The organism is Rhodocytophaga aerolata (assembly GCF_030503435.1).
Taxonomy (GTDB): Bacteria; Bacteroidota; Bacteroidia; order Cytophagales; family 172606-1; genus Rhodocytophaga; species Rhodocytophaga aerolata.
In genome coordinates, this window is the sequence record NZ_JAUKPO010000002.1 from 539,312 (window position 1) to 559,746 (window position 20,435).

At 39.5% G+C, this 20,435-nt stretch carries 14 protein-coding genes; 9 read left to right on the forward strand and 5 right to left on the reverse strand.

Annotated features, from left to right (window positions below):
- Positions 1 to 422: 422 nt before the first annotated feature.
- On the forward strand, positions 423 to 7,064 hold the full coding sequence (locus Q0590_RS06680; protein ID WP_302036725.1) for a T9SS type A sorting domain-containing protein: 6,642 nt from the start codon (positions 423 to 425) through the stop codon (positions 7,062 to 7,064).
- A gap of 107 nt (positions 7,065 to 7,171) precedes the next feature.
- Here Q0590_RS06680 and Q0590_RS06685 read toward each other — a convergent pair whose 3' ends face one another.
- The 3 genes from Q0590_RS06685 to Q0590_RS06695 all read right to left on the reverse strand — a co-directional run bounded on the left by Q0590_RS06685 (position 7,172) and on the right by Q0590_RS06695 (position 10,156).
- The gene (locus tag Q0590_RS06685; RefSeq protein ID WP_302036726.1) at positions 7,172 to 7,768 is read right to left on the reverse strand and encodes a DUF6992 family protein; all 597 of its coding nucleotides are present in this window, start codon (positions 7,766 to 7,768) and stop codon (positions 7,172 to 7,174) included.
- Between the two features lie 122 nt (positions 7,769 to 7,890).
- Positions 7,891 to 8,511 (reverse strand): LysE family translocator, encoded by a 621-nt coding sequence (locus Q0590_RS06690; RefSeq protein WP_302036727.1) that lies wholly within the window; start codon positions 8,509 to 8,511, stop codon positions 7,891 to 7,893.
- Between the two features lie 91 nt (positions 8,512 to 8,602).
- Complete coding sequence (locus Q0590_RS06695; protein WP_302036728.1) at positions 8,603 to 10,156, reverse strand: GH3 family acyl-acid amido synthetase; 1,554 nt, start codon at positions 10,154 to 10,156, stop codon at positions 8,603 to 8,605.
- A gap of 172 nt (positions 10,157 to 10,328) precedes the next feature.
- Between Q0590_RS06695 and Q0590_RS06700 the strand changes: the two genes are divergently transcribed.
- The gene (locus Q0590_RS06700) at positions 10,329 to 10,994 is read left to right on the forward strand and encodes a YggS family pyridoxal phosphate-dependent enzyme (RefSeq protein WP_302036729.1); all 666 of its coding nucleotides are present in this window, start codon (positions 10,329 to 10,331) and stop codon (positions 10,992 to 10,994) included.
- A 44-nt stretch (positions 10,995 to 11,038) separates the two neighbouring features.
- Here Q0590_RS06700 and Q0590_RS06705 read toward each other — a convergent pair whose 3' ends face one another.
- The gene (locus Q0590_RS06705) at positions 11,039 to 11,482 is read right to left on the reverse strand and encodes a hypothetical protein (protein ID WP_302036730.1); all 444 of its coding nucleotides are present in this window, start codon (positions 11,480 to 11,482) and stop codon (positions 11,039 to 11,041) included.
- A gap of 328 nt (positions 11,483 to 11,810) precedes the next feature.
- On the opposite strand from Q0590_RS06705, the gene Q0590_RS06710 reads away from it, so the two are divergent.
- The 5 genes from Q0590_RS06710 to Q0590_RS06730 all read left to right on the forward strand — a co-directional run bounded on the left by Q0590_RS06710 (position 11,811) and on the right by Q0590_RS06730 (position 17,078).
- On the forward strand, positions 11,811 to 12,635 hold the full coding sequence (locus Q0590_RS06710) for a hypothetical protein (RefSeq protein WP_302036731.1): 825 nt from the start codon (positions 11,811 to 11,813) through the stop codon (positions 12,633 to 12,635).
- A 66-nt stretch (positions 12,636 to 12,701) separates the two neighbouring features.
- Positions 12,702 to 13,790 carry a glycosyltransferase family 2 protein gene (locus Q0590_RS06715; protein ID WP_302036732.1) on the forward strand — a complete coding sequence of 363 codons (1,089 nt, stop codon included), beginning with the start codon at positions 12,702 to 12,704 and terminating at the stop codon, positions 13,788 to 13,790.
- A 71-nt stretch (positions 13,791 to 13,861) separates the two neighbouring features.
- A complete protein-coding gene (locus Q0590_RS06720) occupies positions 13,862 to 14,284 on the forward strand; it encodes an HYC_CC_PP family protein (protein ID WP_302036733.1) in 423 nt (140 codons plus the stop codon).
- 99 nt (positions 14,285 to 14,383) lie between these two features.
- A complete protein-coding gene (locus Q0590_RS06725; RefSeq protein ID WP_302036734.1) occupies positions 14,384 to 16,690 on the forward strand; it encodes a TonB-dependent receptor in 2,307 nt (768 codons plus the stop codon).
- A 31-nt stretch (positions 16,691 to 16,721) separates the two neighbouring features.
- Positions 16,722 to 17,078 (forward strand): heavy-metal-associated domain-containing protein, encoded by a 357-nt coding sequence (locus tag Q0590_RS06730; RefSeq protein WP_302036735.1) that lies wholly within the window; start codon positions 16,722 to 16,724, stop codon positions 17,076 to 17,078.
- Between the two features lie 78 nt (positions 17,079 to 17,156).
- Here Q0590_RS06730 and Q0590_RS06735 read toward each other — a convergent pair whose 3' ends face one another.
- The gene (locus Q0590_RS06735) at positions 17,157 to 17,882 is read right to left on the reverse strand and encodes a 1-(5-phosphoribosyl)-5-[(5-phosphoribosylamino)methylideneamino]imidazole-4-carboxamide isomerase (protein WP_302036736.1); all 726 of its coding nucleotides are present in this window, start codon (positions 17,880 to 17,882) and stop codon (positions 17,157 to 17,159) included.
- Positions 17,883 to 18,191: 309 nt separating this feature from the next.
- Here Q0590_RS06735 and lysA point away from each other — a divergent pair, with 309 nt between their 5' ends.
- Positions 18,192 to 19,424: a diaminopimelate decarboxylase gene (gene lysA / locus Q0590_RS06740; RefSeq protein WP_302036737.1), complete on the forward strand. Its 1,233-nt coding sequence runs from the start codon at positions 18,192 to 18,194 to the stop codon at positions 19,422 to 19,424.
- A gap of 59 nt (positions 19,425 to 19,483) precedes the next feature.
- Positions 19,484 to 20,371: a DMT family transporter gene (locus Q0590_RS06745; RefSeq protein WP_302036738.1), complete on the forward strand. Its 888-nt coding sequence runs from the start codon at positions 19,484 to 19,486 to the stop codon at positions 20,369 to 20,371.
- Positions 20,372 to 20,435 lie beyond the last annotated feature (64 nt).

A 20,435-nucleotide genomic window follows, 5' to 3' on the forward strand; every position in this document is an offset into this window, starting at 1 on the left:
CTTTCCCTGAACGGTATTTCCCTACATAGGCTGGCTATGTTTAAAGCTACGCTTAGAGAAAAGTTACCCCATTCTACAGATTACTTACAACGTACAAGTTGTTAGAACAATACTTTCTCCACACTGATGTCAAACAGTTCTGTGAAGCTTATTATTGGTAGTATAATAAGCTATTTATCAATATTTTACAAATAATCTATTTATATAGAGCAAATTTACAGAAGGTATATCTTATCCTAATATTCCCCCTAAACTGATTCAAAAATTGCTTCGCTTGAGAAGTTTCTGCCATTTAGACTTCCCAAACATACATTTTCCGTTCTTTTATAGGCTTTATCTTTTTCCCCAAACCAGTATTCAGAAGCAACTCTGCTAAAGTAGCAGCAATAATTGAATGAACGCTCAATAAACAGAGTATTGCTATGGGAGAAATTTTACCACAAGAGACACCTATCAGAATGACTACATATCGGAGTTCTGATGCCTATGATCCAGCTCGCAAAAACCTGAGGTTTATAAGTTACCAAGCAATAGTAACTATTGCTTTACTCTTTATTAGCCTTACAGGCTGGGGACAATCTTATTGGGTAGGTCCAGCCGGAGGCGACTGGAATACGGCTGCTCACTGGGTACCTGCAGGGGTACCTACTGCCAATACCAATGTTATTATACCTTCTGGCTTTACGCCCAATATAACAGGCACAGCATCAGTCTGCAGAAATATTTCTCTGAGCGGTATATTAAATATAGATGCAGGAGCTATGCTAACCGTAAATGGAGACTGGGAAGTAGACCAGTCAGTAGGGGGTGATTTAACAGGTACCGGAACCGTAATATTTGCTAATAACTCAGATGTTGCTGATGCTACTATATCTTTGGTATTTACATCTACAACTCATAAAGCTAATTTCTATAATATCTCAGTGGATAGAATAGGAGGTAGCCTATCTACAACTGCATTTTGGTTAAATGTTACCAATAATTTAACACTTACCAATGGCACTGTAAATGCAAACACCTCCCGCATAGATGTCGGGCGTGCTTTTACAGATGGGCCTTTAGCCACTTTCAATGCAAATACCTCCACGGTACAGTTTGTCGGTTCTTCCTTAGCAGCGCCTGTGTCCGCTGATCAGCCATTTTATAATGTTGAGGTAAGAAAAACGAATGGGAGCATAGCTATTACAAGTAATTTGATTATAAGAAGTTTATTGGTACAAGGCACTGCAACTACAGCTTCTAGTGCTGTTTTTTCAGTAGCAGGTATAACAGTGGATGTGCAAGGCACCCTAATGGTTGAAATAGGTGGGAATATAAACTTATCGGCTACCGGTAATACGAATCTGATGGTATCTGGTGCTACAACGGTTAGAAGTGGTGGCAGAATAGTTACAAATCTCCTCTCTAACACATCTGAAATAACATTTAATGGTGGCTTAGATTTATCCTCAAATATTCCATTGGTTAGTAGTGTAGAGATTGGCCCAACTATTGGAGCGCCAGTATTATCCAAATTAACAGTAACAGGTTCGACAAGAATCTGGGGAACTGCAAAACTTATTACTAACACTACTGCAACAGTAAATTTTAATGGCAATGTTGATCTGCAGCCAACAGGTGCAGGTTCAAGATTTGATGCCTTTAACAGTAAAATTGAAGTGACAGGCAACTGGCTGAGCAACCGTCCGGAATATTTTAATGCAGGAACATCTACTGTAAAATTTATTGGAAACATCTCCACCTTAATTCGGGAAAACTGTACGTTTGCTAACTTAATCGTTGAAAAAAGTGCGGGTGCAACGGTAACATACACCAATCTGAGCGCTATCAGCAATCTTTTAATTAATCAAAACTTACTGATTCAGAGCGGAAGCCTTATCTTGAGTGATGTACCACTGACAGTGGATATGAGTTTAAAAGGCGATTTGACTATTATCAAAGATGCATCTGTTGATATATCTATCCCATCTTTAGTTATAGAAATTGGGGGGAACCTGGAAGATCAGAATGTGGCCGAACCCACTAATATACCTCCAAGAAGAGGTTTATTTATAGGAATGGACCCTATTAATCCGATGGGTGTGCGGCCTTGTACCCCAGGTATCTATTCAGTTCAGCCAAAACAAGATCTTCCAACCATCCGCTTTAATGGAAATACAGAGCAACGGATTACAGGATATGTACCCTTACGTACATACTGTGGAGGTCTTTATCCAAAGAACGGAATTGCTTTACCTAATATAGAAATTTACAAAACAGACACAGTTCGTTTGAACTCTGATGTAAATGTACGTATCCACGGAAATTTAAATATTATACAAGGCGGCTTCAACCTGAGTTCACAAATATTGTATTTCGGCGATAACGAGAACGACGAAATCAATATTCAAAGTCTTGGTACTTTTACTGCGCCTGAAGGCTCACAAATATTTATGAATACCGGTACTACAGCCAATGGTACTTTTTTAAAAGTAAATGGAGGAGCCCTCAAACTACTAGGTAAAGCAAGCAATCCAGTGGTTATTACCCGCGAAGGAACAGTAAATCAGTATTTCCGTATGGCGGCTTTTAGCGGGACAGTAGAAGCTATTTACACTACCATTAGTTATCAAGGAAGTTCTAATGTTGGGTTTTATCCAGATGGTGGGTATGGTTTAGCACCAGATGCTATTACTTACCAAAGTGCCGGTGGTTTTAAAATTTACAGTTCTGCTGTTATTGATCCCGATAACCTGGGCTATAATTTTAGTTATTGTGTATTAGGAGCAAATGCCGCTTCTGGAACTACTTCTCTTACCATTAATACAGGACAGGACCTAAATATAAGAGGAACCATTTTTAATACATCTGGTACTGGAGGGATAAATGTAGTTAAGAATAATGCAGATGGCATCATTACATTTGTCCGTAGTTCTGGTGAATTAGGTGGAGTAAATGGCGAATTCTATGATGGAGGATATTATGCTGACCCAGTTCCAGGATATGACGAAGGCATTGTCTGGGAAACCTTTACCCGTATGTATTGGGTAGGTAATACCTACGATGGCCGTCTAACAACAGATGTTACTACAACTAGATGGAGCGATGCCCGAAACTGGTCATTGTCTGCCAGTAGCTGGGATAATCCAGATAACATTTACCCGGGTCAATATCCGGCTCCATCCCCATTGAGCGGAAAAACAGTTGCTCCGGACTATCTTCAGCAGTTTGAAGTGTTTATTAGTGCTTCTGCGAGAACGTCTCCTATTGTAGATGGAAACTATGTTATTCAGGGTACTGTAATAAATAATGCTGTCGGACGCTATGATAGCTTTGATCTGAATCCGGTTTTAATAAGAAATGGCAAAACGTTAGATCTGAATGGACATACCCTGACTGTCTGGGGCGATTTTGTAAATAACAACCGGGATGCTAACGGAAATAACCTTGCTGGTAGCAATGCGATTATAAGAGCAAATCCTGGTGGCACCGTACGATTCAGAGCTAATTTAGCCAGCTTTCATGGTAATTCTACTATTGATGCCGGAGCAGGATTTATTGTAGAAGCTTTTGATAACAATCCGCTACAGGAAATAAAGATTGCCGCGAACGACTTACAAGAATTTACTATTAACAAGCCAGAAGGCCGGGTGGTAGTACAAGGCTTTGGCAGTGACCGTTTAGATGTTCGCAGAAATCTGAATATTTTGTCTGGCGGTATGGAAATGCTTACGAATACTCCTTTATTAGTAGACGGCAACTTCAATATTTCTGGCGGATTCTTCACTTTCAATAGTAGTATTGCCATTGTGAGAGGTAACTGGAACAATACCGGCGGAACGATCAATACAGGTGGGGGTATAGTATATTTTTATCCTTCAGACAATGCCACCAAAATAGTCCGGAGCAACGGCCAGAGTTTCAACCAGGTAAATTTTGGTATGATCAATAATAGCACAGGAGCTTTATCCACACCTCTTGCACCTGCCTCTCCCGGTTTAACTACCTACAGAATTGTTGACCATTTTACTGCTACTAATCTAGTTACTATTGCGGCAAGAGGACAAATAAGCGGAACTATTTATACTGATGACCCTGCCGTAAATACAAGTACCCATCCTGCACAGCCTAGAATCGTGGTTGTAGAGGCGAATGTAACTGTACGGGTGAACGGGATGCGTGTACGTGAAAATGGCGAGTTGATATTAAAAGAAGGAGCTACCCTGCTGATAAGCAATAACACCAAAGATTTTACAGTGGATAACTATAATCCTTTCCCTGCTGCATTGAATCCATTGGGATTACGTATTGAAGGAGCAGCTTCATCTTTCCCTAATGGTAAATTAACGGCTATAGGTACAGCAGAAAACTATGTAAAAATCAGCCGCAATGGTATATCCGGCGTGTATAACTTCAAAGTAAATGGTACCTTAAGCAACCGGTATTATTTGTTTGAATTTATGGATACAAATGGAGTAGATCTGACAGCCTCTACTTCAACTACTATTAGCCCAGGTACTGCCGTAATTCCTGCCAATGGTGTTCCTGGTACACAAATGGTAAACGTAGCCAGCTTTAGCGACGGTATCTTAACTAATGGTACCATAGGTGGTGTATACATTAAATATACAGATAATGCATCCATTTTTGGTGCAGCGCCTGATACGATATATAACGTTAACTTTCCAGTGCCTTTGATAGATGGATTAGGCAATGGGGCCAACATCAGGCGCACAAGCCTTGTATGTGCTGCAGTTGCTACTGGTGTTGTATGGTTCAGAAATGCAACCGGCTCTTTTGCAGGTGAAGCTTTTGATGACGATGGCTCTGCTTGTGGCTTAGACCAGATACAGTGGAGACAGCCCCAGATAAGAAAGTGGGATGGAGGTGCAGGTAATTCATTCTGGCATGCAGCCAATAACTGGATACCCGACGGAGTACCCTTACCTGATGAAGACGTTGTGTTAGATCATACCTATGTTCCGGGAGTTTACACAGTAAATATTACCAATATTACCGGGGATGTAATCGCTAACAACTTAAGTATTATCAATAACACAAATTCTAATCAGATCACCTTGCAAGTATCAGATGCAAGAAACTTAAAGATAAATAAAGGCTTTACTATTGATGTGCCAATTGGTACAGCATTTGGGAAACTGGTACTAGATAATGGCACTTCGATGGAAGTGGGTGAAAACTGGAGTAATAAAGGAAGTTTTGTGGTAAATACAGCACCTGTCGCTTTTGGGGCAGGGTATAAAGGAAGCCGGGTAATTTTTAATGCCAAACCTACTTCTCCTGCTGCTTACAATGCGGCCACGAATCTGGAACCTTCAAAATACACAGATAACGTATTTCATAAAATCATTATGAAATCCGGAAGAACGGAATTGAATAGTGATTTAATGGTAAAAGACAGCCTGATTGTTAACACAGGAGCCAGACTCGATAACTCTTCCAGCTCTGACCCACAGTCTATATTAAAAGGTCCGAATGGAATCCATCCGAATACAATATTAATTGAAGGTAACTGGGTTAACAATGGTCGCTTTTATCCGACAGATGGTACAGTAAATTTTGTTGGTCTAAATGAACAAATTCTGGTACAACAGGATACTGTCACTGAAAACTTTTATACACTGAAAATAGAGAAACTATTTAATGCAAGTAATTTAGCTGATCACCGCAATGTTACGCTGTGGAGCAAAGCAACTGTATCCAATGAATTGAATTTACAACGAGGCCGCTTTATTACTAGACAGGGAAGGGAGTTGATTTTATTAACTGATAATATTATCCGTAACTCTGCAGCAGCTAATACAACGGCTTATGTAAAAGGTCCATTGGGTCAATTGTATAAAGGTATTGGTGAGATAAAACATAAATTTGCGGTAGGCGACCAATTATGGCCTGGCGACTTTGCTTACTTAACTATTAAGTTAACTTCTACCAGCACAGATAAAGGTACAGTATTCATTATGGAGCAGAAAGACAGTGATCCTGATCCAAGTTTTAATCCACTGTATCCTAATGACCCGGCACCTTATGGAGAAGACAGAGTATTACCAAGGCCATTGAACTTTTTGAGCCGGAGCCGCTACTGGAATGTAAAAAATATTATGTTTCCAATTACCAAGCCTACTGCAGGATTAAACGCTGACTTACAGAGAGGCAGAATTGAACTTCCCCTGGCTGTACAAGATGAAGATGCAACGGTTACCACCTCCAATGGTTGGGTAAGTACTCCAGATCAAACGTTAGCCGATGTATTAAGCGAATTGCAAGAACTAAGCATTGTTCAGGACTCTCTAAATATGGATTCTAACCCTGACTATGCGCCTGCCTCACTTACTACACAAGTAAATAGAGGATGGGCCGAACAGGGAGAAAAATGGGGTGATTTAGGAGGCGAATTAAATGTTAAAGAATCAGGAGGAGCTATCAAGGCAACGTATACATCTAATCCTTTTTACAAATTGGGAAATGGAGACTTTGCTTTTGCGTGGAATTACATACCCTTACCAGTTGAATTCTTAAGCTTAGAAGCAAGTAAAAAAGAGGGGGTAGTACCAGTAAAATGGATAATTGCCAGCGAACGCAACATTATACAATATGTGGTAGAAAGAAGCAGTAATGGAAAAGATTTTGTAAAAATAGGCGAGGTTCCTGCAAAAGGAAGCGAATCGTTAGCAACAACTTATCATCTTACGGATGCTTCACCCCTTTCAAGTACAGCTTATTACCGGATTTATTCAGTAGATATGTTTGGAGTAGCTCAATACTCTAAAACTGTGGTGGTAAATACTACTCATAAATCAACTTTATCTACTAATGATGCATTGCTTGTTTATCCTAACCCATTCAATGGCCGAAACCTCAATCTATCACTAGAAAATAATGAAGGTGACATACAAATAGCTATCTATGATATGATGGGTAAACAAGTATATACGGCTGCTATTCAACAGTATACTAAGTCAGCGATATCTATCAATATGGATACACCGCTAACACAAGGAATGTATATAATGCAAATAATTACAGAAAAAGGGGTATATAAAAAGAAAATACTAGTTAAATAACTGAGTATTTTTTAAAGAGAGTAAAAGCACGTAACTTTTCCATTGTTACGTGCTTTTGTTATTTATATATAATCACTTAACCCTCACAAAATTTATATTCTTATTAATTAAAAATATAAGATAAGGCCCATTGAATTATTACTGATAGCCACTTTGTTCACTATATTATGTAAGTTTTTCACATGGCTATGATGAATAAAATACAGGGCAGTATCAAATAATAACAAAAACCCTCCTTGTAATAAGATTGATTGCCCAAAACCTTTAAGTCGTTCTGCCTGTGCAGTAGAATTTTTTGCACGTTCTGTTAAATACAAACCTGTAGCCATATACGCTACATCCAACCCGGCATTAAACAATAATATTTTCTCCATACCATATTGTTCTTTTATAGAAGAAAACAACGTGAAGGAAGCCGGATCAGCTGTAGCAGAACCATAATATCCAAAACCCGCTAGTGCAAGGTTTACTACATTCCAGTAAGCATTCATTTGATGAAAATATTTATTGCTGCCCACAGCTTGCCGGGCAGCAATCGCCCCTGAGCCTATATTCACTAGCGCCCAGCTACCCAGAGTAATCATTCCAATTTTATTGGTTTGCAGCCGATGTTGATTAAAGTCGAGAAGTTCTGTGCTTTGCTGGGCAAACACATTAACTGAACAGCAAAGCAGAATAAATAGCAAGATATATTTGAATGGCATAACAGCAGAGGATTTTATAAATAACCATACTTACGCCAAATTGTTAGATCCGCCTAGTTTACTCTAAAGTAAAGATGTTTATTAGCTATATATAAAAGTAAGTAAGGGCATTTACTTATGTATCATAATCCTTCAAATGCATAATAAATCAGCCGGCAACCAAAACCAACTAAAGCCATGCCTACAGCACGGTTCATCCATATAAGAAAGGTTTGCGTCAGGTATTTACTTAACTTATGAGCTACATAAGCTTTACTGATATCTGTACAAAATACAGTGAGTATGGTACCTAAAAAAAATAAAAAGATATGAATTCCTTCCAATTTCTCCTGTACAGTAACCATACTCATAACGCCTACCCAGAATAAGATTACAAAAGGATTAATAGCATTTAAAGCAAAACCTTTAAATACATACCTGAAAGTGCCGGGTTTTTTGGGCTCAATTAATATATCCGCTTTGCTGCTTATTGGCTTCAAAATGGCAGAAATTCCAAACATAAACATAATAAGTCCACCGATCATCGCCAGGCTTTCTTTAAACTGCTCATGCTCAAATAACTGTGTAAAACCAATATAGCAAATAAGTATATATAGTGTATCGCTTAAGGAAATTCCCAGCGACAACAATACACCCGACCGGAATCCTTTCCGGATGCTTGTTTGAATAAGTGCAAAAAAAACTGGCCCTATTAAAATAGCCAGCAGTAGTCCAAAAAGTATCCCTTTGAATAATGCGTGCATGAATCACTTGTACGAAAACCTCCTCTACATTTTTCAGCTAAGCAACTAACCTGCATAAAAGACTATACGATGGATAGCGCTTACTAATATATCATATACCGGATTGTTCATATTGCTTAATAAATTCTTCCCACTCAGTAAAGAGAGCCTTCTTCATCACCCTTGGAAACTTATTCTGGCCGCCTTCTTTTCCTTTCACCTTCATCCATTTATAAAAAGCTTCCGTTGGAAGCAGCTTTACATATACATCCTTCAAAGCTGCACTGCGTTCTACCCGGTAATCGTCATTAAGTACACACAATTTTTCATCGATTTTATTGCGAAGCAGTTCCGGGTCTACCATATTATCTGTACCAATATACCATTTATGTGCAAAAAGTGTGTCGTGCGGTATACCTGCTACAGTAAACTCCTTAATATTGATATTTAACTCATCCGACACCAGCTCAACGGCTTTATTCATATTATCAACAGAGAGATGTTCGCCACATAAGCTCAGAAAATGCTTGGTACGCCCGGTAATTACTATTTCTGATTCCTTTTTTGAAACAAACTTAATCACATCGCCGATTAGGTATCGCCAGGTGCCCGCACAGGTAGAAAGCAACAAGGCGTATTCTTTGCCTTCTTCTACCTGGTCTATCATCAATGTTTCCGGATGTTGAATCATCTCTCCATCGGCATCAAAATTTTTGTCATTGAAAGGAATAAACTCGTAGAAGATGCCATTATTCACTACCATCCGCATAGACCGGCGATTGGGTAATGCTTGAAAGGCAATAAAGCCTTCTGAAGCAAGGTACGTTTCAATATAAATTATTGGGTGTGCCAGCAGTTTTTCGAAGCCTTTGCGGTAAGGGTCAAAGGATACGCCACCATGTGTATACACCATTAAATTTGGCCATATGTCATGTATAGTTTTAACCTTGTAGTGTGCTATAATTTTTTCCATCAATATTTGAATCCAGGCAGGCACACCCACAATAAAGCCAATATCCCAGCTGGCGGCTTTTTCAGTAATTTCATCCAGCTTACTATTCCAGTCAGAAATTTTAGCTATTTCTTTTCCGGGTTTGTAAAAGTGCTGAAACCAGAAAGGAATCTGACTGGCACTTATTCCACTTAGATCTCCCTCAAAATACGAACCGTTAAAATTTAAATGGGTGCTGCCTCCCAGCATCAGAATACCAGTTTCGAATAGTTTACTAGGAAGTTCCTTATAGTTAGATAGAGACAGAATCTGGCGGATACTGGTTTTCTGTATCGCCTTTATCATAGATTTGGTAATGGGGATGTGTTTAGTAGAAGCTTCAGAAGTACCAGAACTTAAGGCAAAATACTTTACCCGGCCAGGCCAGCAGATGTTTTTTTCGCCTGCCAACGAGCGGTTCCACCACCGGTTAAATATATCATTATAAGTATAGACTGGTACCTGTTCCCGGTATCGTTTATAAAAATCCTGATGATGGTTGATATCTTTTATTACTTCTTCAAACCCGTAGGCTTTACCAAATTCCGTACTCTTTGCTTTAGACAATAGCTTTTTAAGCTCTTCCCGCTGTAATTCGTAAGAATTTATGCGCTCCTGCTCAATTATTTTCCTAATTTTTATTCCATTCTTTAAAAGTGTACCTAATATGGGCATTACTTACTGGGTTTTGTTGATGAATTATGGCAAAAATACTGTTATTAATATTTATATGAAATAAATAAAAAGCTAAGTTGCTTTTTCACCAGATAAGGGATGTAATTTTGCAGCAGTCCTTTTAATTTTAGCAATAAGAAAAAATCTAAAATACCCTTCCAACGCACTACTTATGAGCATACGTACCCATATAGAAGCCATTACCAGTACTCTACAAAATACGCCTTGCCGGTTAATTGCTGTAACAAAAACTAAACCAGTAGATATGCTCATGGAAGCTTATCAGGCTGGGTGTAAAATGTTTGGCGAAAACAAAGTGCAGGAAATGGTAAGTAAATATGAAGTGTTGCCCAAAGATATAGAATGGCATTTAATTGGGCATCTGCAAACCAACAAAGTCAAGTATATTGCCCCTTTTGTAAGTATGATTCATTCGATAGATAGCTTTAAGTTGCTACAAGAAGTAAACAAGCAGGCACAAAAAGTAAACCGGGTTATTCCTTGCTTACTGCAGATACATATTGCAGAGGAAGATACTAAGTTTGGGTTGTCTGTTGAAGAAGCAGAAGCATTGCTGCACTTACCCGAACTTCCCATCTTACAGCATATAAAGATTTCCGGATTAATGGGCATGGCTACTTTTACAGAAAATCTCACACAAATACGTAAGGAATTTAAGGGGTTGAAATTATTTTTTAATCAACTAAAATCCCAAAAGTTACCTGCTAATGTAGAGATGCAAGAACTTTCAATGGGTATGAGCGGAGATTACCACATTGCCATTGAAGAAGGCAGCACTCTTATAAGGGTAGGCAGTTCTATTTTTGGAGCCAGGTAAATTTACTTTGGATTTCAAACAAAGCACTCACCTAACAACTTGCCTTACAGTATACGGCTAGAAAGCACTTTCCAGGAGATGCTCCCAGTATCAGTAAATGTATACTCCAGCAGTAGTTCTCCCGCACTATGGCCATCTTCGAAATATGCCATCACCCATTGTCGGTTCAGAATCTGAATCCGTTCTTTATAGAATTGCATCGTCCCTCCTAAATTGCCTTTTACAGGAATCAGCTGGTTATTTTTCAGAAGATCTGCTTTGATAGTTTCTGCCGGATTGGTCAACCCTCTTCTTTTGAAAAAATCTAGGTCACTTTGGCTTAATAAGTCTTTTCCACTCCTGGCATCCTGCGTGTAAACTTGTTTATCCATTAATGAATCTATCTGTAGACGCAAGCTATCCAGCTGTAGCTGAAGCCTGGTATTTGCCTCGGTAAGTGAGGTAGCAGTAGGCTCAGTACTGTTCGAGCAACTATATGAAACAAACATTAGTACTCCGGCTACTAAGAGGCATCGTATGTAAATATGCATGACGATTGATAAGTATTTCTCACAAGTATACTAATCAATGACTAATAACTACGGTTATTTTTTTTGCTATTTAAAGTCAGCAGCCGTCAGCAAATGTAGCCTGTGGTAAGGAGGCATGCTGTAGCGTTTATAATAGCTTTTTCAAAGGTAATGGACTGTATTACATTCCTTATCTAACAGACAGCAAAAGTTTTGTTTCTGAAAGGTTACCTCAACCAGACATACTCATTAACGTTTGTCTAAGGCTTTTTAAGCCGGATAAAGTAACAAACACTACCACCCAACCATGAAAACAATTATTGCCACTTTTGCATTTGCTTTAACTAGCCTAGTAGTAACTGCCCAGAAAAGACTGGTAGCAGAGGTGTATCCCAGCGCTGTAATGATGCATGAATCAGACGAAGTAGTATTGACCAGAAACTCGGGATATAGCACGGCCAATGCAGAAGTTTACCTAGTAAAAGATGACAAAGCCAAAGTGATGGCTTTTTATCATAAGAAGCACAAAAGATCAGAAAAGATACTTCCCTGCGAAAATGGTGATCAGTATCTGGAAGTACAAACCCAGCAAAACGATGACCATGGCTTATTATCAGCAGGAATAGTTATTAGTAGTAATCCTTATAAGAAAACAGATTACGAAGATATTGGCGGATTTGATGAATTAAGAGAGTTAGTGAAGTTGGGATATCATTCGCAAGAAGAATTTGATAAAGTATATGACCGGTACAAGTATTTGAACCATGCTTTTTTCAACTCTACATCTGAAGAAGATAAAACTGAGGGTGGTTTACTTACCGTACAGGAACAGCTCTACAAAAAATACCTGGAAAAAGTGCTGCCTGTTGATATGGCTGCTCAATTAGAAGCAATGGTAGTTAGCATAGAAAAATTAACGGAAGAACGCAAGTATGAAGAGGCTCATACCTTAACTGGTAAACTTCAGGCTGAAATGGATAAGGCTGCTACTGGTTTTCATCAAACCGATACCTGGGCTACCTGGATGGAATATTTCGCTACATTAGAAAAAAATGCTTTCAAAACGATGGTTATTATTCATAAGCCGATAAGCCAGTGGCATATGGACGATGCTATAGTATTACAAAACTAACATATACATATAGTTTAATTAACTTGAATATAATAATCACGTAAAAAACCTCTATATTCTTGAATTATGGAGGTTTTTTTTACAGTATTAGTGTATACAGGGTTGCTTGTGGTTGTTACTCAAAGCTGGCCCTATTTTTCTCCCAAACCGCCTGCATCCAACATCTTTCCATTATCAGAGCCGCCTTTAGTATCTATTATTATTCCTGCCAGGAATGAAGCCAGAGCCTTGCCAAAACTTCTGGAGTCTCTTCTCAACTCAGCCTATACCAGCTATGAGATCCTGGTTATAGATGACCATTCAGAGGATCAGACCTACGAAGTAGCAAATAGGTATCCGGTTACAGTCATTAAAGCTCCACCGAAGCCCATTGGCTGGATAGGTAAAAGCTGGGCATGTTATATCGGGAGCTGCTTTGCTAAAGGCGACTTATTTTTATTTACTGATGCGGATACCATACATACAACCAATGGGTTACAAGATGCAGTAACAGCTCTTAAAAATACCCATGCTGTATTGCTATCTGCACCTTCTTTTCATCAGAATAAATTTTGGTGGGAAAAACTATTAGGGCCGTTTCATTTCCTGATCACCGTAGCCGCTACACCATTTAACAAACCTAATTTGAAAAATCCGTATGCAATAGGGCAATACTTACTCTTCGAAAAGGAGTTCTACCTGTCTATAGGTGGGCATACAGCTATCTGCAGTAGTTTAGCCGAAGATGCAGATCTGGCACGCATGACCTTGGCTAATGGCGGACAATACCAGCTGTATACCGATACTAAATTATATGAAGTACAAATGTACAATAGCTTTGCTGAGTTTATATCCGGCTGGAGTCGTATCCTACGGGTAGGTATGCAGCACATGGAAATCTCCTCTATGATTATTTCTATGCTAGCAGTTTTTGCTTTGCTTTCTATATTTCATGAAAGTGGCAGTATCATCTATTGGGTGCCTACTCTACTTACGCTTATTTGTATAGGGCAGGTACAGCAAACTACTGGTAACTATAGCTTATGGGGGATAGTATTTTTTCCAGTTGGGCTAGGGCTATTCATTTTACTAGGGGTGTGGGCTACTATTTCTCAACTTTTGCGTTTGCCATTGCAGTGGCGTGGGCGGATGTATCCACAGCCAAGTAATATTTAATGAAAAAACACTGCCAACGGGAATTTTGATAGACTTGCATGGTGTTAAATGATTGTGTAAATTTGCAGTATATGAAAGCAAGATTCAGGCAATTTTTGGCTATATTCCTTATGGGAGTGATATTTATCACAACCACAGGATTTGGCTTGCTTGAACATTCCTGCTTGATGAACAGCAAAAAATCTGCTTCTGTCTTTGAGAAACAGGCTTGCTGCCCGAAAAAGAAAAACACCGCTACTGATACAGCAGGTACAATTATTAAACCAGCCGTATGCTGTGAATCTCAGGCCCATGTAGCCAATATAGATTTAGCACCAGCAGTAGAAAAAGTAGCTACTTTCCTTGAAAAAGCTTTTTTTACTATAGTAGAAACAACTATCCGGATGTTTGTATCGGTTATGCAAACTGCGGAAGCTGTACTTAATTCTTCTGACTCATCTCCCCCGCTGGCCGGAAAAGATATTTCTATCCGCCACCGTTCCCTATTGATATAAAATTGAATAGACCTGAGAGGTATAGCTATACACAACCTGTGTAGCTATACCTCTTTGTTTTCCTTTCCAACTTCAAAAAGGTTACTATTCAATTTTACTATGAATTCTATTTATAAAAGCTATACTAAACTTATTCGCATTGCCGCTATATTTTTATTACTGCCCCAGCTTATTAATGCACAAACCATTAAAGGAACTGTACTGGATGGTTCTGAACCAAATACGCAAATTCCACTGCCAGGCGCAAATGTTTATTGGCTGGGCACCACACAAGGCACCATTACCGATTCTCTAGGCAACTTTTCCCTAGAACAACGTGATGCCGCTTCCAACCTGGTAATCAGTTATGTAGGATTTACAGGCGATACCATTCAGGTGAATAACACCACACAATTTTACCGCATCAGTTTAGCCCCACAAGGCTCGCTAAATGAAGTAGTAGTAAAATCTTCGCCAACCTATATTTCCCGAACCGAAACAGCCAAGATAGAAACAATTACTACTAAAGAATTGCAAAAAGCTGCTTGTTGTAACCTATCCGAAAGTTTTGAAACCAATGCTTCCGTAGATGTATCGTATAGCGATGCAGTTACAGGTGCCAAACAGGTACAAATGCTTGGTCTGGATGGAACGTATGTGCAAATAAATTCTGAGAATATTCCCTCTATCCGGGGTTTGTCTACTACCTATGGGCTCAGCTTTGTTCCAGGCACCTGGATCTCAGCTATTGATGTAGGCAAAGGAGCTGGCTCTGTGGTGAATGGCTACGAATCCATTGCCGGACAAATCAATGTAGAATTGCAAAAACCTGAAACAAGTGACAGGCTATTGCTGAATACCTATATTAATGATATGGGCCGGACAGAATTGAATCTCACTTTAGCTCATCCATTCAATAAAAAATGGAGTACCGGTTTACTGTTACATGGCAGCCGCATGGGCGACGAACTAGAGAGCAAAATGGACAGAAACAAAGATGGTTTTCTGGATCTGCCTATGTCGAAACAATATAATGTGGTGAACCGCTGGAAATATAACGGAGAACGGGTCCAGAGTCAGTTTGGCATAAAAGCCTTGTATGACAGCCGTAAAGGTGGGCAAATGAACTATTACCAGCCAGAACATCAGGAAATGGATACTATTCCGGTAGATATGGATCATGGACCTGGACACGAAGATATGCCCAATTATTATCTGCAGAAAAAACCTTACTATGGCACCAGTACCGAAACACGCAGAATAGAGGGATTTGCTAAAACAGCTTTGTTGTTTCCCGAAACACCTTATAAAGGCTTAGGCTTAATTTTATCTGGTATCAATCATGAACAAAACTCATTTTTCGGGTATAATACCTATAATGGAAAGCAGCAAACGGTATATGCTAACCTGATTTACCAGACGATTATCAATAATACCAACCACGGATTAAAATTCGGGGCCAGCTATCTGCTGGATTCCTACAATGAACAGTACAGGGATTCTACCTTTGCCCGTACCGAATCAGTACCTGGCGTATTTGGGGAATATACCTACACTATTCCAGAAAAATTTACGGCTGTAGTGGGTTTGCGTACGGATTTTCATAATATGTATGGCCCCATTGTTACACCTCGGGTACATCTAAAATATAACTTAACACCACAAACCACGTTGCGGGCCTCTGCCGGCAGTGGATTCCGGGTAGCCAATCCTATTGCAGAAAATACATCTGTCTTAATCAGTTCCAGGCAGTTGCTGGTAAAAGGCCAGTTAGAACCTGAAAAAGCCTGGAACTATGGAGTAAACCTAACGCATGAGTTTACCATACTCGGCAAAAATGGATTGCTGGGTGTAGATCTTTACCGGACAGATTTTATTAACCAGATTATTACCGATATGGATACCGACCCCAGGCAGATTGCTTTTTATAACCTGGACGGAAAGTCTTATGCCAATAGTGCACAGGTAGAATTGCAGTACGAGCCGCTAAAATCATTGGATGTGAAGATGGCCTACAAATATTATGATGTAAAAAACACTATCAATGGAGAGTTGCTTGCGAGGCAGTTTGTTAGCCGCAACCGGTTTTTCCTGAACCTGGGCTATGCTACCAAATTTGATAAATGGAAGCTTGATTTCACTACCCAATGGCATGGAGCTAAACGGATTCCAAGTACTTCTGCTAACGAGGAAGTCTACAGAAGAGATAGTTATTCGCCGGCGTACCTCTTATTTAATGCCCAGGTAACAAGGGCTTTCAAAAAGTGGGATATATACCTAGGAGGAGAGAATCTGGGTAATTTTAGACAATCAAATCCTATTATAGCTGCTGATCAGCCTTTTGGCCCGAATTTCGATGCTTCCCTAATTTGGGGACCCGTATATGGCCGGATGATTTACGCAGGTATGCGTTTTAAAATTAAGTAACTAAAAACTAATAATTAATACTATGATTGCCATGAAAAAGAGAAAAAATGTATTAATGGCTTTTGCGCTGATGCTATTTGCTACCCTAAGTGCAGCTGCTCAAACCAAACAGGAGGAAGTAAAGATCAAGACATCGGCTGTATGTAAAATGTGTAAAGCCACCATAGAAAAAAGTTTGGCTTATGAAAAAGGAATAAAAGAGGCTACGTTGGATGTACCTTCTCAGATTGTAACAGTAACGTTTAATCCAACAAAGACAAATGCCGCCCGTATTAAGAAAGCTATTAACGAAACTGGATACGATGCCGACCAGTTACCTGCCGATGCCCGGGCCTATGACCGTCTGGATGATTGCTGCAAAAAAGATAAAGGTATACATGAGAATTAATGTAATCGTGCATATAACAAAAGAGCTGTCACTGACGGCTCTTTTGTTATATATGGTAGCAACTTTTTGACTAGGGTTTTAAGCCACCATCATTTTTTCTAACTCTTCTATTTTAATTTTGCCATCGTAGTACGCAGTACTGAACATTACTGCATGTACACCCATCTCTTCCAGCTTCATAATATCTTCAATAGAACTCACCCCCCCGCTGGCAATCAAATAAATATCCGGAAAGCGTTGCAATATTTCTTTATACAGATCAAAGGAAGGCCCTTGTAACCTGCCATGACGGCTAACATCTGTGCATTTTACATATTTAATTCCGCGGTTAGCATAAAACTCTATATGCTCCATTACATCAATTTGAGTATTTTTTTGCCACCCTCTGGTCATAATTTTACCGTCCTGTGTATCGGCAGCTAAAGCTATTTTTTCGCGGCCATAGCTTACAATCCAGGAGGAGAAAAAGTTTCTTTCTTTAGCTGCTACACTGGCCGCAGTAATATACCTAGCACCATTTTCAAACACAATCCGCACATCAGAGTCAGTATAGATGCCACCACTGAAGTCAATAGCTAAGCTGGTATAATTGGCAATCATGCGGAGTATATTATAGTTTACTACTCTTCCCCGTTGGGCTCCATCCAGATCTATCAATTGTACCCGTTTAATTCCATGTCCTTCAAACGTTTGTGCAAGCTCTATGGGGTCCACAGAATATACCACTGGATGCTCAAAGTCACCGGGCGCCATTTTTACACATTTTCCATTATAAATGGTTATTGAAGGAATAATTTCTATCATAGAACAAATAGGTTAAGGCTGAGTGTATATTATATATTATAAAATTTACTGGAATAATACCAAAATATAGGCATTTTAGTATTATCTCCTTGCCATATAAATTGTATGCTGAACGGGCAAAGAGTGCTCAAAGAAATTTAAAAGGTTCAATGTAATAAATTTTTCTTATAAAATATAGCCATTTGCAAAATTTCATTTGCCCTAGACAAAGCAGAAATAATACAGTTTATTGGATAAATACTTTTTTGAAGTCTATTCGCCCTATATAACTATACATTCCTGTATATTTGCAGGCTCAAATCTACCCCTATGCAGTTAAAAGAAAATCAGTATTATATTGGGAATGTACCTGTGCTGGATATTTGCCGGGAGTTTGGAACACCGGTATATGTATACGACGGAAATACCATTGTTGAAAAACTACATATACTTCAGGAAGCTTTCTCCGGAGTTCCGGTAAAAATAAAGTACGCTGCTAAAGCACTTACCAATATCTCTGTGTTGAAACTGTTAAAAAAAGAGGGTGCCGGACTAGATACCGTTTCTATACAGGAATCCCGTATCGGGTTAATGGCGGGTTTTGCTCCGGAAGATATTATGTATACGCCTAACTGTGTTTCTTTTGACGAAATAGAAGAAGCAGTTGAACTGGGATTAGGGATAAATCTGGATAATATTCCGATGCTGGAACATCTGGGCAAAAAATATGGAAGCACAGTACCTTGTGCTATCCGCCTGAATCCACATATTGTTGCTGGGGGCAACACCAAAATTCAGGTAGGGCATAAATATTCTAAATTTGGTATTTCTGTGGAACAGATGCCGCAAGTGATGGAGGTGGTACATAAATATAAGCTTACCATTAATGGCCTGCATATTCACACAGGTTCAGATATTAAAGAGGCCGATGTATTCCTGCAAACAGCCAGTATTTTATTCGATCTGGCCATGCAGTTTCCACACCTGAAATTTATCAATTTTGGTGGAGGCTTTAAAGTACCCTACAAACCCGGCGACCACACCACAAATATGAAAGAGCTGGGCCGCAAACTGAGTGATGCTTTTCTGGGATTCTGCAAACGATATGGCAAAACGCTGGAAATGTGGTTTGAACCGGGCAAGTTTCTGGTAAGTGAGGCTGGCTATCTGCTGGTACAGACGAATGTAGTAAAGCAAACGCCTACTACCGTATTTGTTGGCGTAAACTCTGGCATGAATCACCTGATACGCCCTATGATGTACGATGCCTACCATGATATAGTAAATGTATCTAACCCGGACGGAGCGCCTAAAGAATATAATGTAGTGGGATATATCTGCGAAACGGATACCATAGGAGCCAACCGTACGCTGGATGAAGTGCGGGAAGGCGATATTCTGGCTATAAAAAATGCCGGTGCTTACGGGTTTAGTATGAGTTCTAACTATAATTCGCGTCTGCGTCCGGCGGAAGTGCTGGTGTACCAGGGACAGGCAAAACTTATCCGCCGCAGAGAAGTGCTCGACGATTTGCTGAAAAATCAGGTAGAAGCCAATTTTTAATCTGATAGCAAAATAATTTTGTCTTCAGCTGGCAAAGGCTACCTAGCTACTTTTTTTCTATGCGTTCCACTTCAGTTGTAGGTTCTATACTGGTTTTTGTAGCGGCAATCTGTTTTTCTGCCAAAGCCATTATGATCAAGCTGGCATTCAATTACCAGATAGACCCGCTTTCGCTGTTGTTTTTGCGGATGGTATTTTCCTTGCCCTTTTTCATAGGTATTCCCCTGTTACTTCAAAAACAGAAGCCGCAAACGGCGCCTACCACAGCTGATTATCTGAAACTGGGGATGTTGGGTATTTTGGGATATTATGCATCCAGTATGCTTGATTTTTTAGGTCTGCAATATGTAACTGCCGGCTTGGAGAGACTTATTTTGTTTGTATATCCAACTATTGTAGCCATCCTGCTATTTGTGTTTTTTAATAAATCTATTGGTAGAAAAGGAATAATTGCCCTTATACTAACCTATGCAGGCATTTTGCTGGTGTTTCTGAATGGCCATAGCCCTCAGCAGCCACATATGTACAAAGGTGCCTTACTGATATTTGCCAGTGCTTGTACCTATGCGCTCTACCTGGTTGGTAGCAGCCGGCTCATTCCAAAATTTGGCTCTGTCCGTTATACAGGCTATGTCATGATGGTTTCCTGCGCATCCGTAATTGTGCATTTTCTGTTCCTGCAAACTGGCTCTATTCTGCAATATCCTATGCCTGTGTATGTGCTCGGCATTTCCATTGCTTTAATTTCTACTGTATTTCCCACGTTCATGATTTCAGAGGGTATTAAAATGATAGGCGCTGGAAAAGCAGCTATTATTGGCAGTGTAGGTCCGGTAGCCACGATTATCCTTGGCTATCTGGTTTTACATGAGCCTATTACATGGAATGAAATTTTTGGTACAGGCTTGGTTCTTACAGGAGTCTTACTGGTAAGTGCAGATAAGTAATAAGGCTTTTCAGGCAACAACATTCTCTCCGCTCCAGGTTGTTGTATAAAGCAGCCGGAATAAA